At 66.5% G+C, this 12,695-nt stretch carries 11 protein-coding genes; 6 read left to right on the top strand and 5 right to left on the bottom strand.

Annotated features, from left to right (window positions below; all coding sequences use genetic code 11):
• Positions 1 to 13: 13 nt before the first annotated feature.
• Positions 14 to 985 carry an iron exporter MbfA gene (gene mbfA, locus JKL45_RS18930; protein ID WP_201863144.1) on the bottom strand — a complete coding sequence of 324 codons (972 nt, stop codon included), beginning with the start codon at positions 983 to 985 and terminating at the stop codon, positions 14 to 16.
• Between the two features lie 337 nt (positions 986 to 1,322).
• Between mbfA and JKL45_RS18925 the strand changes: the two genes are divergently transcribed.
• Both JKL45_RS18925 and JKL45_RS18920 read left to right on the top strand, forming a co-directional pair.
• Positions 1,323 to 1,805, top strand: a complete 483-nt coding sequence (locus tag JKL45_RS18925) for an NUDIX domain-containing protein (protein ID WP_201863143.1) — start codon at positions 1,323 to 1,325, stop codon at positions 1,803 to 1,805.
• A 170-nt stretch (positions 1,806 to 1,975) separates the two neighbouring features.
• On the top strand, positions 1,976 to 2,488 hold the full coding sequence (locus JKL45_RS18920) for a GNAT family N-acetyltransferase (protein ID WP_201863142.1): 513 nt from the start codon (positions 1,976 to 1,978) through the stop codon (positions 2,486 to 2,488).
• A 127-nt stretch (positions 2,489 to 2,615) separates the two neighbouring features.
• On the opposite strand, the gene JKL45_RS18915 is transcribed toward JKL45_RS18920, so the two are convergent.
• Genes JKL45_RS18915 through JKL45_RS18900 form a run of 4 tightly spaced genes read right to left on the bottom strand, consistent with a single transcriptional unit; the run spans position 2,616 to position 9,464 of the window.
• Complete coding sequence (locus JKL45_RS18915) at positions 2,616 to 4,688, bottom strand: hypothetical protein (RefSeq protein ID WP_201863141.1); 2,073 nt, start codon at positions 4,686 to 4,688, stop codon at positions 2,616 to 2,618.
• Positions 4,689 to 4,701: 13 nt separating this feature from the next.
• A complete protein-coding gene (locus tag JKL45_RS18910) occupies positions 4,702 to 7,506 on the bottom strand; it encodes a DUF4159 domain-containing protein (protein ID WP_201863140.1) in 2,805 nt (934 codons plus the stop codon).
• A gap of 4 nt (positions 7,507 to 7,510) precedes the next feature.
• A complete protein-coding gene (locus JKL45_RS18905; RefSeq protein WP_201863139.1) occupies positions 7,511 to 8,437 on the bottom strand; it encodes a DUF58 domain-containing protein in 927 nt (308 codons plus the stop codon).
• A 10-nt stretch (positions 8,438 to 8,447) separates the two neighbouring features.
• On the bottom strand, positions 8,448 to 9,464 hold the full coding sequence (locus JKL45_RS18900) for an AAA family ATPase (RefSeq protein WP_201863138.1): 1,017 nt from the start codon (positions 9,462 to 9,464) through the stop codon (positions 8,448 to 8,450).
• Between the two features lie 202 nt (positions 9,465 to 9,666).
• Here JKL45_RS18900 and JKL45_RS18895 point away from each other — a divergent pair, with 202 nt between their 5' ends.
• The 4 genes from JKL45_RS18895 to JKL45_RS18880 are packed head-to-tail and all read left to right on the top strand — an operon-like array spanning position 9,667 to position 12,402.
• Positions 9,667 to 10,266 (top strand): DUF1285 domain-containing protein, encoded by a 600-nt coding sequence (locus tag JKL45_RS18895; protein ID WP_201863137.1) that lies wholly within the window; start codon positions 9,667 to 9,669, stop codon positions 10,264 to 10,266.
• Positions 10,266 to 10,904 (top strand): CoA pyrophosphatase, encoded by a 639-nt coding sequence (locus JKL45_RS18890; RefSeq protein WP_201863136.1) that lies wholly within the window; start codon positions 10,266 to 10,268, stop codon positions 10,902 to 10,904. Before JKL45_RS18895 ends, JKL45_RS18890 begins: the two co-directional genes overlap by 1 nt.
• Positions 10,901 to 11,158 carry a DUF6111 family protein gene (locus JKL45_RS18885; protein WP_201863135.1) on the top strand — a complete coding sequence of 86 codons (258 nt, stop codon included), beginning with the start codon at positions 10,901 to 10,903 and terminating at the stop codon, positions 11,156 to 11,158. Before JKL45_RS18890 ends, JKL45_RS18885 begins: the two co-directional genes overlap by 4 nt.
• Positions 11,155 to 12,402: a CCA tRNA nucleotidyltransferase gene (locus JKL45_RS18880; protein WP_201863134.1), complete on the top strand. Its 1,248-nt coding sequence runs from the start codon at positions 11,155 to 11,157 to the stop codon at positions 12,400 to 12,402. The genes JKL45_RS18885 and JKL45_RS18880 overlap by 4 nt, the downstream gene beginning before the upstream one ends.
• Positions 12,403 to 12,695: the final 293 nt, after the last annotated feature.

Genomic DNA, 12,695 nt, shown 5'->3' with positions numbered 1-12,695 from the left:
CCGCCCCGCCCCGTCAAGCGCTGCCGATGAAGATACCGGCGAGGAGCACCAGCACGCCGCCGACGATCACCTGGTAGGTGGCGCTCCAGAACGGCGTCTCCATGTACTTCGTCCGGATCCAGGAGATCGCGACGAGTTCCACCGCCACCACGAGAGCCGCGATGCTCGTGGCCAGGATGAAGGCATTGGGCCAGGAATCCGGCACCAGATAGGGCAGGGTGTGGCCGATGCCGCCGGCCGCCGTCATGAGGCCGCAGATGAGACCGCGCAGCCAGGGCGAGCCGCGTCCGGTGATCTCGCCATCGTCGGAGAGAGCCTCGGTCAGGCCCATGCTGATGCCGGCGCCGACAGACGCTGCGAGCCCCACCAGAAAGGTCTCCCAGTTGTTCTGGGTAGCAAAGGCCGCGGCGAAGAGAGGAGCCAGCGTCGAGACGGAACCGTCGATGAGGCCGGCGAGCCCCGGCTGCACATATTGCAGCACGAAGAGGCGGTGGCGGGCATGCTCCTCGGCGGCCTGCGCATTCTCGGTCAGATGGGCGGCATGGAGTTCGCCGGCTTTGCGCTCGTGTCCGCGCTCGATGTCGGCCAGCTTGGTGAAGAGTTCCCTCAAGGACACGTCGAGGGTCTGCCGGGCGGCCTTCTCGTAGAAGCTCGCCGCCTGCAGTTCCATGACCTCCGCCTCGCGGCGCATCCGGTCCAGATCGAGATGGGGGCTCCACCAGACGGCGCGGCGCTTCAGGAAGCCGCGCACGTCCTCCCGGCGGATGGGGGGCAGATGCTCGCCGAAGCGGGAGCGGTAGAAGCCGTAGAGGGAGTTGCGATGCTCGCGCTCTTCCTCGGCCATGCCGTCGAGGATATCGGCCGAGGCGGGGAAGTCAGGACGAAGGCGATCCGCAAAATGCTGATAGATCCGCGAGTCTTCCTCTTCGCTCGCAATGGCGAGCGCAACGACCTCGCGTTCAGAGAGTTCGGACAGGGACTTCATGGCGGCTCCAAATTAGAAATATTCTAAAAGAGAGCCGCGCCATAGCCAAGTGCCCTGTCATTGCAGACAGAGGCCCGTCCGAACTCAGTATTGAGCGCCGGGGATCAGCGTCGAATAGACCGTGCGGTCATCGAAATTCAGAGCGGGCGACCAGGAGAAACGGGCGGAGCGGTTCAAGCGGGACAGAATGAAAGCGAGAAACATTGGAACACCTTTGGTTGCCGCTGTCTTAGACCTTCGTATTATGCGGGTCACGCGCCAAATTGAGACCACTGCCATGCGTTTAATGAATGACTACATTCATCCTCCGGTAATCTTGTTGTGATGGCATGGGCCGATGTCTGACTCCGCGCCGTCACGGAAAGCCTCGCGCCTCCTGTCCCTGGGGCTGCACACCTATTGGCGCTTCTCACGAGGCATGACCCTGGGGGTCCGTGGCGTGGTGCTCGACTCCCAAAACCAAGTCTTCCTGATCCGCCACACCTATGTGCCGGGCTGGCACCTGCCGGGCGGAGGCGTCGAGACCGGCGAGACGGCCCTTGAGGCGCTCGACCGCGAGCTGCGCGAGGAGGCTTGTATCGCCATGGACGAGCCTCCCAGCCTGTTCGGCGTGTTCTTCAACAACCGGATCTCCCGGCGCGATCACGTGCTGGTCTATGTGATCCGGCGCTTCACGGTGCTGCAGGCCAAGCAGCCTGACCGGGAGATCGCGGAAGCGGGGTTCTTTCCCCTCGACCGCCTGCCCGAGGAGACGACCTCGGCGACCCGCAACCGACTGGCGGAAATCCTCGAAGGCCAGCCTCCATCGCCGCATTGGTGAAGAGGGCTTGGGTGAAGAGCGTTTGCGCCGCGTTCCCGACGCTGCTATGGCCTAGTCGACAAAGGAAACGCCGAGCCCCATGAGCATTACCCGGATTCTGCGACGACGACACGGCTGACATCCATTTAGCCGCCTGATCTCTTTTCGTCCTTCGCGCTTTGAGTCCGTTCATGACCGAGCTCTCGCTCCAGATCCGCACCGAACAACCCATCGATTCCGAGGCCATCGAGCGCCTGCACGAGCGCGCCTTCGGCCCGGGCCGCTTTGCCCGCACCGCCTCGCGCCTGAGGGAAGGGGCGTCCCACCTGCTCGACCTGTCTTTCACCGCCATGGTCGGCACGCTGCTGGTCGGCTCCATACGCCTGACGCCCGTCGTGGCCGGTGAGGAGCCGGCGCTGATGCTCGGGCCGCTGACGGTGGAGCCGGCCTTCGAGAACCGCGGCATCGGCGCGGCCCTCATGCGCCGGTCGCTGGAGGCCGCCAAAGCCAAGGGACACACCCTGGTGCTGCTGGTCGGCGATGAGCCCTATTACAGGCGCTTCGGCTTCAAGCACATCCCGCCGCAGCACCTGCAGCTTCCGGGTCCGGTCAATCCGGGACGCTTCCTGGCTTTGGAGCTCGAAGAGGGGGCGCTGGCTCGCGCCAAGGGGCTGGTCAGCACGGTTCCTGACACGAGCCGGTAGAGCGCAGCCTCTCCGCGTCATGGTCGGCCTTGTGCCGGCCATCTTGGTGCTGTGAGTCTCGGCGTTTCATTCAATCGGGATCACCGGCACAAGACCGGTGATGACGTGGTGGTGGTTTGAGGCTCGCTTACGCCCTTCGCCGCCCCTCGATCAGCCAGGCGGCCAGGGTCGAGCCGATCAGCAGCACCAATCCGATGAAGCCGAGTGCCATCGGGAAGACCGACACGCCGCGCACGATGGCGCTGTCGCTCGGCCTGATGCCGATCCAGTCGCCGCCGGCAAAGCGGGAGCCCGAATGCACCGCGATGATGCGGGGCAGGGTGATGCTCTGATCGCCCGCCACGGCCACGCGACGAACGGACCCGCCCGTCGCCTGCGCGATGGGCTCGAGAGACTCGGTGTTGCTGAACACGTCCATCAGCTCGCGCGGATTGGCCGGTCCGATGCTGACGAAGGCGATGAGATCGCCCGAGCGAACCGTATGCAGCCCAAGCTCGCGGCTTGCCGCCTGCGCGGTGAACAGGCCGGGGCGCGACTCGGCCAGTGCCACGCTGCTCTCCTGGCCGCTGGGCGTGATGACGGTCACCGGACCGGCCGTCTCCGCCATGGTTTGCCGTTCGATGCGGATGTCACGTCCCTGCGCGCTTGCCCGCAGGGCCTCCTCTTCCAGGGCCGGCTCCTTCATGAGCCAGTGGGCGAGGCGGCGCAGGAGGTCGAGATGTGGACCACCCTCCTGATAGCCTCGGGCCCAGAGCCAGGCATGGTCGGAGAGTAGGAGCGCCACACGGCCCTTGTCCTCCCGGCGCAGCACCAGGAGAGGCAGGTCATTGGCGCCCGACATCAGGGTCGAGCCCGACTGCACCTGCGAGCCGATGATGCGCAGCCACTCGCCCCAGGCGGGCGGCGATTGCTCCGATCCCGGCAGGTCGCGGGTCACGGGATGGCGGTCGCCGGTATCGGTGATCTCGGCCTTGTAGGGCTGCTCGATGATGCTGCCGTTGGGCTGGCCTGGAATGATCGGTGAAAGCCGCGTCTGTGCCAGGCTGCCATAGCTGGCGAATTCCGGACCCGCCGCCACGAGGATCGCGCCGCCCTCGCGCACATAGCGCACGATGTTCTCGAAATAGCTCGAGGGCAGGATGCTCTGGTTCGCGTAGCGGTCGAAGATGATCAGGTCGAATTCCTTGATCTTCTGCTGGAACAGCTCGCGGGTCGGGAAAGCAATCAGCGACAGCTCGTTGATGGGCGTTCCATCCTGCTTCTCCGGCGGACGAAGAATCGTGAAATGCACGAGGTCCACATTGGCGTCCGACTTCAGCAGGTTGCGCCAGGTGCGCTCGCCCGCATGGGGCTCGCCGGAAACCAGCAGCACGCGCAGCTTCTCGCGGATGCCCTCGATGGGAATGACCGCGCGGTTGTTGGCCTGGGTCAGCTCGTTGGGCAGCCCTTCCACCTCAAGCTCGACTACGTTGGTGCCGCCATGCTCGATGCGCACGTCGAGGGAGAAAGCCGTATCGGCCTGGACCTGCTGGCGCGCGAGCACCTGCCCGTCGCGTCGCACGGTCACGAGGGCCGATCCGGTGCCGCCGCGCTCCATCACCTGGGCGCGGATCGTCTGGTCCTTGCCGACGATGCCGAAACGTGGAGCCTCCAGAAGCTTGATCTGCCGGTCGCGCTCGTCGGGACGGCCGGTGATCAGCGCGTGTAGAGGCGCCCTGAATCCGAGCCCTTCCACGTTGGGCGGGATGTCATGAACGACGCCGTCGGTGACGAAGATCACGCCGGCGAGCCGATCCGGCGGCACGTCGGCAAGCCCGTTGGAGAGCGCCGAGAACAGGCGTGTGCCGTCGTCGCCGCTGCCATCGTCGGCCTCGATGAAGCGAGGGTCGACATCGGCCAGCGAGCCGAAGCGGCGCTCCAGTTCGGCCCGCACCTGATCGGTCATGGGAGAGCGGTCGCCCAGGGTCTGCGAGGTGGATCGGTCGACGACCACCGCCACGATGTCCTTCACCTTCTCCCGGTCCTCCTGCACCAGCGCCGGGTTGGCGAGCGCGAGCAGAACGAGGCCGAGGGCAACGGCACGCAGGATCGCCACAGGCCCGCGCGTGACGAGCGCCAGGATCGCCAGAAAGGCAACGACCGCGCCGAGAGCCCAGAGCGCGTAGTCAGGAATGAGAGGAGAGAAGCTGACCGAAAGCAAAGGCAATCTCCCCTTACTGCCCGAGGCGTTCGAGCAGGGCCGGCACGTGCACCTGGTCGGCCTTGTAGTTGCCGGTCAGCGCATACATGACGATGTTGACGCCGCTGCGATACGAGAACTCCCGCTGGCGCTGGTCGCTGCCGACCACAGGGTAGAGCCACTCGCCCCGCTGGCCCACGGCCCAGGCGGCCGCGAGATCGTTCGACGTGATGATGATCGGCGAGACGCCGTCGCCCGACCGGGCCGGGCGGTTGGCCTCGCCCTCCGCCTGCGGCGGCAGGGCTTCGACCCAGGTCTGTCCGGTGGAATAGCGGCCGGGGAAGCTGTCGAGGATGTAGAAGGTCTTGGTGAGCACGTGATCGACCGGCACAGGCTCGATCTCCGGAATGTCGAGGCCCGCGAGCAACCGGCGCAGATACTGCCCTTCGGCTGTAGGCGCGCCATCGAGACGATTGCCGAAAGCATCGCGCGTGTCGAAGATCACGGTGCCGCCGCCCTTCATGAAGGCATCGAGACGCCGGATCGCAGCCTCGGACGGAATAGGCCTGCTCGCCACGATGGGCCAGTAGATCAGCGGATAGAACGCTACCTCGTCCCGAGAGAGATCGATGCCGATGGGCTCGCCCGGCGACAGGGCGGTGCGCTGGCTCAGCACCTGCGTCAATCCGGTGAGGCCTGCCTTGCTGGTGTCGTCCACCTGCGTATCGCCCGTGATCACATAGGCAAGCCGCGTCACGAGGGCGGGGCTGGAGCTTTCCATTGTCATCGACGACCGGCGCTCCTGCGCGCTCGCGTCCGAGACGGGGTTGAGAGCCAAGGTCGAGCCCAGGACGATCGCCGCCGCAGCACCCGCCTTGCGCAGACGGCCGGAGAGGTTCGACAGATGACCGCCGAGCCAGAGCGACGCGATGGTGTCGGCGACGAGCAGCAGCAGGGCCAGCATGAACAGCGGCATGCGCAGATCGACGGTCTGGGCTCCGGCCAGCGGAGCGATCCGGGCGTTCAGCGGAGCGAAGTTCAGGGGCGCTAGGCGATCGCCCGGCAGGAGCGCGTTGACCGCGAGGCTCGAATCCACCGGGCCGTAGAAACCCGGTGGGTGCTCGCCCCGCGCACGCTCGGCATAGTTGCGCGTTACCGCGCGGGCATTGGCCGGCGGCGAGATGTAGATGCCATAGCCATCGAGGGTCAGACGGGGCGCCACGGTCTCGTTCTCCGCGTTGCGGGATTCCGCGTTCACATCGGTCGGTGCGCCGGCGAGAGCCGTGGTCCGGCGCAGCATGTCGACGAACAGACCCGACAGAGGCAGGTTCGACCAGGTGGTGTCGGCGGTCACGTGGAAGAGCACGATCATTCCGTCGCCGCGCTTGTCGGCCGTCACGATGGGCGTGCCGTCGGCCAGCGACGCCCAAGTCTTGGCCGGTAGGTCGCCGTCGGGCTCCGCGAGGATCTGGCGGCGAATGCCGATCTCCTCCGGCACAGTGAGGCCGAAGAAGGGGCTCTCGCGAGTGAAGGGCGCAAAGGTTTTGGGAGTATCCCAGGACAGGGTGCCGCCAAGGCTGCGCCCGCCACGGCGCAGGCGCACCGGAACCAGCTCGTCGTTGCCGGCGGACAGCCGCGAACCCGCAAAGCGCAGCAGCATGCCGCCCTGTTCCACGAAGGCCGTGACCTTGCCGAGCGTCTCGCGGTCGAGACCGCCCACATCGGCCAGCACCAGCACGGAGACCTGCTCGTCGATGAGCTGGTTCACCGAATCCGCCACGCCGCCGCGGCCGGTGCGGATCTCGGAATAAGGCGCGAGCGCCCGCTCGATGTAGTAGAGCGGCGAGAGGAGAGGCTGGGCCTGGTCCGAAGTGCCGCCGAAGACGAGACCGACGCGACGGCGCTTGCCGCGCTCGTCGAGCAGGTGCACGGCTCCGGCCGAGCCCTCGCCGAGGATCTCGATGCGCGCGATGGCATTGCGGATCTCGGTGGGCAGATCGAACGCCACAGAGGTCTCGGTCGCATTCGCCTCGAAGGAAAAGCGCATGTCGGCGAGCGGCAGGCTCTTGAGGTCGAGAACGCGGACGGTGCCCGAGTCGCGTCCGTTCGGTTCGGGGCGGACCAGCCGCACATTCATCTGGCCGCTGGCATTCTCGACGCCTGCGACCGCAAGGGCCGGAGCCCGCTCCGCTTTCAGCACGGTGATCCGCTGACCGTCCGCCATGGGAGCCAAACCATCGATGAAGCCTTGCCCGTCAACGCCCGCAACCCCATCGCTGATCCAGACAATGTTGGCGTCCGGCGTTGCTTCCAGAAAGCGCCCGATGGACTCGAGATGCACCTGGCGGTCCTGCCAATGCGGCAGGGGCTTCAGGGAGCGCAGGCGCTCGAGCGCTGCGGCGGGGCTGGCAGGCTCGATGCCGGCGGGTGTTTCCGCCGTGGCCACAAGGGCCACCGTGCGCCCGTCGCGTCCTGCCGCCTCGATGCGCTCGGAGGCCAGGTTCATGCGCTCGCGCCAGTCGTGAGCGGCGGCGAAGCCGTTGTCGAGCACGATCAGAAGCGGCGAGCGGCTGTTGCCCTCGGCCAGGGGATTCCAGATCGGCCCCGAGGCCGCGAGGATGAGAAAGGCCGCCAGCAGCAGCCGCAGGAGCAATAGCCACCATGGCGTGCGGGCGGGCATTTCCTGCTCGGGGCGCAGGTCCGCCATGATCCTGAGCGGCGGGAAATCCACGCGCTTCGGCTGCGGCGGCGTGATGCGCAGGAGCAGCCAGATCGCCGGCAGCGCGGCCAGTGCTGTGAGAACAAGTGGAACGGTGAAGGTGAGGGGGAGGCCCAGCATCGCTTTAGCGCCCTCCCACACCGGCACCACGGGAGGTCGCCACCAGCGTCATGAGGCGAAGCGCCGCTTCGCTCGCCGGTCGGTCGGTCCGGTGGATGGTCAATGTCCAGCCGCGGCGGCGGGCCAGTTCCTGCAGCTCCGCCCGATGCTGCTCAAGCCTTAAGCGATAGGCCTTCCCCCAGGATGTGGCATCGCCGATCCGGAGCGATAGGCCGTCTTCCAGGTCGTGCAGAACCGCCTGCCCCTGGAACGGGAAGGTCTCCTCGACGGGGTCGACGATCATCACCAGATGCCCGCGTGCTCCGCGGGACGAGATGCCTTCGACCATGGTGACGATGTCGCGCGCAGGCGACAGGAAATCGCTGATCAGGATCGCTTCGTGCTGTGGCGCGACGGGAGCCTGCGGGGGCAGGTCCTCCTCCAGGGAGGCGCGGTCCGCCACCAGGGTCTGGGCCATGGTCTCGGCGATACGCCGGGTGGCGCGCGGCGACATCAGTCCCAGCATGCCCACGCGCTCGCCGCCCTCGACGAAGCAATTGGCGAGCGCCATGCCGAGCACGACGGCGCGCTCGATCTTGGGCGCCTGGGCAAGGTCGGAGGCGTAGCCCATGGAGGCGGAACGGTCGATCCAGAACCACACGGTCTGGGCCGTTTCCCACTCGCGCTCGCGCACATAGAGGCGGTCGTCGCGGCCCGAGCGGCGCCAGTCAATCCGCTGCGCGGCCTCGCCTGCCACGAAGGGACGAAACTGCCAGAAGGTTTCGCCGGTGCCGGAACGGCGGCGGCCGTGGATGCCGTGCGCGAGATTGGCCGCGACACGCCGGGCCTCGAGCACCAGGCGCGGCATCCGGTGAGCGAGGGAGAGAGCGCTCTCGGTCTCGACGCGGCCCGGCGAGCGGGCGCTTTCGGGGAGGACCCGGACACGGGCCATGGCGATGATCCTAGCCTGCCAGCCGCGAGGTGAGTCGGCCGATCACGCTTTTGATCGTGTCTCCGTCCGCACGGGCCGAGAAGGTGAGCGCCATGCGGTGCTTGAGCACGGGCTCGGCCAGGGCCGCCACGTCGGCCAGCGAGGGAGCCACGCGGCCCTCGATGAGCGCGCGGGCACGCACGGCCAGCATCAGGGCCTGGCTGGCGCGGGGGCCCGGACCCCACAGGATCTTGTCGCTGACACCCTCGATCCGTTCCGCTTCCGGGCGGGCCGAGCGCACGAGGTCGAGGATCGCCTCGATGACGCTCTCGCCCACGGGCAGGCGGCGGACGAGGCGCTGCGCGTTCATGAGCGTCTCGGCATTCATGACGGCGCTAGGCTTGTGATCCTCCGCGCCGGTCGTCTCGATGAGGATGCGCCGCTCGGCCTCGCGGGTCGGGTAGCCGACGTCGATCTCCAGCAGGAAGCGGTCGAGCTGAGCCTCGGGCAGGGGATAGGTGCCCTCCTGCTCGATGGGGTTCTGCGTTGCCAGCACGTGGAAGGGCTGCGGCAGGTCGTGACGCTCGCCGCCCACGGAAACATGATGCTCCTGCATGGCCTGCAGCAGGGCGGACTGGGTGCGGGGGCTGGCGCGGTTGATCTCGTCGGCCATGAGGAGTTGCGCGAAGACCGGGCCCTTCACGAACCGGAAGGAGCGGCGGCGGTCGGCGCCCTCGTCGAGGATCTCGGAACCCAGGATGTCGGAGGGCATCAGGTCCGGGGTGAACTGGATGCGGCGGGCGTCCAACCCGAGCACGGTGCCGAGCGTGTCCACGAGCTTCGTCTTGGCAAGGCCCGGAACACCGACCAGGAGGCCGTGGCCGCCGGCCAGGAGGGTGATCAGGGTCAGGTCCACCACCTCTTCCTGGCCGAAGATGACGGTGTGAATGGCCTCCCGGGCACGGCCGACAGTCTCAAGCGTCGCCTCCGCGTTGCGGATGATCGCGTCGTCCAAGGCGGTGGGCGCTTGAGCAATGCTGGCCGTCATGAGGTCATTCTCCCTCTACATTCGCGCGTGCCCCCGGTAGCTAGTCTGCCTTCGATCCCGGTCGAGTGGCAAGGGTCGATGCGCCGCAGCGTTGAACCCGAGTGGAGTGGACGAGACAGGCGGGGACTCTATGCTCTAGGAAGTAACCATCGGCAGCCGTTCGTCGATCCCGGAAACTGAAATTCCTGTTCACGCTTATGTCATGATGGATCCTTCGTCTCTCACACCTGGAAGCGCCCTGGCCCGCCTGACGCAGGCGCTCGGGTCCGATTCAAAGCGGAAAGGCCCACCTCCGGTCGAGCGGTGGAACCCGGCCTATTGCGGTGAGATCGACATGCGCATCGCGGCCGACGGCACATGGCATTACATGGGCTCGCCCATCAATCGGCCCGCGCTCGTGAAGCTGTTTTCGACGGTCCTTCGCAAGGATCCGGAACGCTACGTGCTGGTCACACCGGTCGAGCGAGTGGGGATTGTTGTGGAGGACGCGCCCTTCCTGGCCGTCGAGATGGCCGTGGAAGGTGAGGGGGAGGGCCGGCAGATCGCGTTCCGCACCAATGTGGACGATCTCGTGCAGGTCGGGCCCGATCATCCCCTGCGCTTCGAGCAGGACGCGAATGGCGGCATCAAGCCTTACGTGAAAGTTCGAGGGGAGCTGTGGGCCCTGGTGACGCGGAGCCTGACCCTCGATCTGGTGGCCATGGGCGAAGAAAAGACCGTGGACGGGGCGGCAACTTTCGGGATGAGCGCAGGCGGCGCCTTTTTCTCCATCGCTCCCGCGTCCGAGCTGGGCGCTGCTTGATGCGTCTTGCCCCTTACGACACACCGGACTTCCTGACGCTCGCCACTGAGCGCCTGCTGCCTGAGCCGCCGCATGCGGAGGAGGCGCTGACGGATCCTCGCGGCGATCACAGCCTCGACGAGGTGCCCCTGGTCTACCCGCTGACGCCGAAGCCTGCCGCGGTCCTGGTGCCGGTGGTCATGCGCGAGGAGCCGATGCTGCTTCTGACCGAGCGCGCCGCGCATCTGCGCCAGCATTCGGGGCAGATCGCCTTCCCGGGCGGGCGGGTCGATCCGACGGACGCATCGGTCCTGGATGCCGCCTGCCGCGAGGCCATGGAGGAGATCGGCCTCGACAGCCGCTTCATCAGCCCGCTCGGCTATCTCGACCCCTACCTGTCCACGACCAACTATCTCGTGATGCCGGTGGTGGCGCGGGTCTCGCCCTCCTACACGCTCAACATCAATCACGACGAGGTGGCCGACGCCTTCGAAGTTCCGCTCGGCTTCCTTATGAACCCTGAGCGCCACGAGCTTCATTCCCGCGAGTTCAAGGGGCGTTTGCGCCGCTACTATGCAATGCCCTATGAGGGACGCTACATCTGGGGTGTGACGGCGGGCATTATCCGCAATCTTTATGAGAGGCTCTACGGTTCATGACACGGGCAGTCGTTCAGGGTGTGGTGCTGTTCCTGCTGCCCTTCGTTTTGTTTGGAATTTATCTTCTCATCCGCCGGCGCAATCCTCTGCTTTGGACGCATTGGAGCAGCCAGTCGCTCTGGCTCACGATTGCAGGCTTGAGTTTCGTGGTTCTCTCGCTGATCGCGACCGGGCTTCTGGACGAGCGCCAGACGGGCGCCTATGTGCCGACGCACGTTGAGAACGGCCGCGTTATCCCGGGGCATTTCCAGTGACGGAAGCCCTCGATCGTCAGGCCCTGGCGAGCCTTCTTCATCGCCGTGAACTGCGCCGTCTCCTGGAGGTCTTCAACGATGCGGCCGAAGAGACCCGCATCGTGGGTGGTGCCGTGCGCAACGCCCTGCTCAGACGGCCCGTCACGGAAGTCGATTGCACAACGACCATGCTGCCCGACGCCATCATGGGGCGGGCGAAGCGGGCCGGGTTCAAGGCGGTCCCCACGGGCATCGAGCATGGCACGATCACGGTGATCGTCGACGGCGAGCCCTTCGAGATCACCACCCTGCGCGAGGATGTGGAAACCGACGGGCGCCGCGCGGTGGTGCATTTCGGGCGCGATTTCGTGCGGGATGCCAAACGGCGGGATTTCACCATCAACGCCCTGTCCCTCGGGCTCGACGGGCAGCTCTACGACTATACCGGTGGCGCGGCGGATCTGGCCGCCCGGCGCGTGCGCTTCATCGGCGAGGCCCGGACCCGCATCCGCGAGGATTACCTGCGCATCATGCGGTTCTTCCGCTTTCACGCGGAATATGCGCAAGGCGACCCCGATCCTGAGGGGCTGGCCGCCTCCGGCACCGAGCGGCAGGGGCTCGCGATCCTCTCGAAGGAGCGGATCCGGCACGAACTTCTCAAGCTCCTTGTGGCGAAACGGGCCGAGGAAACGATCCGGGTCCTGGCCGATCATGGTTTTCTCACCGGCCTGCTTGGCGGGATTGCAGAGTTCGGCCGCTTCGACCGCGTCACAGCGGATGACCGGGACAACCCTGTCCCGATCTGGCGTCTGGCGGCCCTCGCCGTGATGGTGGAGGAGGATGCGGAACGCCTGCGGGAGCAGCTTCGGCTATCCAATGACGAGCACAGGAAGCTTGCCGCCTTTGCCGGGCTTCTCAACCTTCTCAAGACCTGCGCTTCGCCCCTCGATGCCGGGGCCATCCGGCGCCTGGTGGCAGGCCATGAACCCGATGCGCTCGGCATTGTCCTTGCGGCAACAGCCGGAGAGCCGTCTCCCGTCGTAAACAAGGAGGCTCGGGAGGCGCTCACTCGATACCGAAATGGCACCGAGCCCGTGCCGGTCTTCCCCCTGCGTGGAGCCGATCTCATCGAGGGGGGCGTTCCGAAGGGGCCGAAGATTGGCACAATACTCGCCCGAGCCCGTCAGGCTTGGCTGGCGGAAGGCTGCCGGACGGATGCGGAATACGCCAGGGGCCTTCTGAACCGGGTGATGGAGCAGGCCTAGGTCGCCATTGTCCTGGGCGAGATGAAGTGCAGATCCGGGTTCGGGTTAAAAACAATTCGCGGGTCTTTCCCCTCCCCCCTTTGCGGGGGAGGGTGGCGAACGGAGTGAGCCGGGAGAGGGGCAGTGCTCGATGTCTCACGGCCCCTCTCCCGACCTGCTGCCGCAGGCCACCCTCTCCCGCAAAGGGGAGAGGGCGTGCAGTAGTCATGTTCTCATTTTGTTCTTGACTTCTGTCCTAAGCTCGGCTATAGCTAAGGACATCCTCGTCCAATGAGGGGCGCGCTCGCGAGGCG

It is taken from the genome of Microvirga soli (assembly GCF_016734765.1).
In the GTDB taxonomy this organism is placed as follows: domain Bacteria; phylum Pseudomonadota; class Alphaproteobacteria; order Rhizobiales; family Beijerinckiaceae; genus Microvirga; species Microvirga soli.
The sequence above is the reverse complement of the archived record's forward strand: the minus strand, read 5'-3'. Positions and strand labels throughout refer to the sequence as shown.

What these genes read in the sequence shown, in the direction of transcription:
- mbfA (WP_201863144.1), bottom strand. Translation starts at nt 985, where the DNA reads ATGAAGTCCCTGTCCGAACTCTCTGAACGCGAGGTCGTTGCGCTCGCC.
- JKL45_RS18925 (WP_201863143.1), top strand. Translation starts at nt 1,323, where the DNA reads ATGTCTGACTCCGCGCCGTCACGGAAAGCCTCGCGCCTCCTGTCCCTG.
- JKL45_RS18920 (WP_201863142.1), top strand. Translation starts at nt 1,976, where the DNA reads ATGACCGAGCTCTCGCTCCAGATCCGCACCGAACAACCCATCGATTCC.
- JKL45_RS18910 (WP_201863140.1), bottom strand. Translation starts at nt 7,506, where the DNA reads ATGCTGGGCCTCCCCCTCACCTTCACCGTTCCACTTGTTCTCACAGCA.
- JKL45_RS18905 (WP_201863139.1), bottom strand. Translation starts at nt 8,437, where the DNA reads ATGGCCCGTGTCCGGGTCCTCCCCGAAAGCGCCCGCTCGCCGGGCCGC.
- JKL45_RS18900 (WP_201863138.1), bottom strand. Translation starts at nt 9,464, where the DNA reads ATGACGGCCAGCATTGCTCAAGCGCCCACCGCCTTGGACGACGCGATC.
- JKL45_RS18895 (WP_201863137.1), top strand. Translation starts at nt 9,667, where the DNA reads ATGATGGATCCTTCGTCTCTCACACCTGGAAGCGCCCTGGCCCGCCTG.
- JKL45_RS18890 (WP_201863136.1), top strand. Translation starts at nt 10,266, where the DNA reads ATGCGTCTTGCCCCTTACGACACACCGGACTTCCTGACGCTCGCCACT.
- JKL45_RS18885 (WP_201863135.1), top strand. Translation starts at nt 10,901, where the DNA reads ATGACACGGGCAGTCGTTCAGGGTGTGGTGCTGTTCCTGCTGCCCTTC.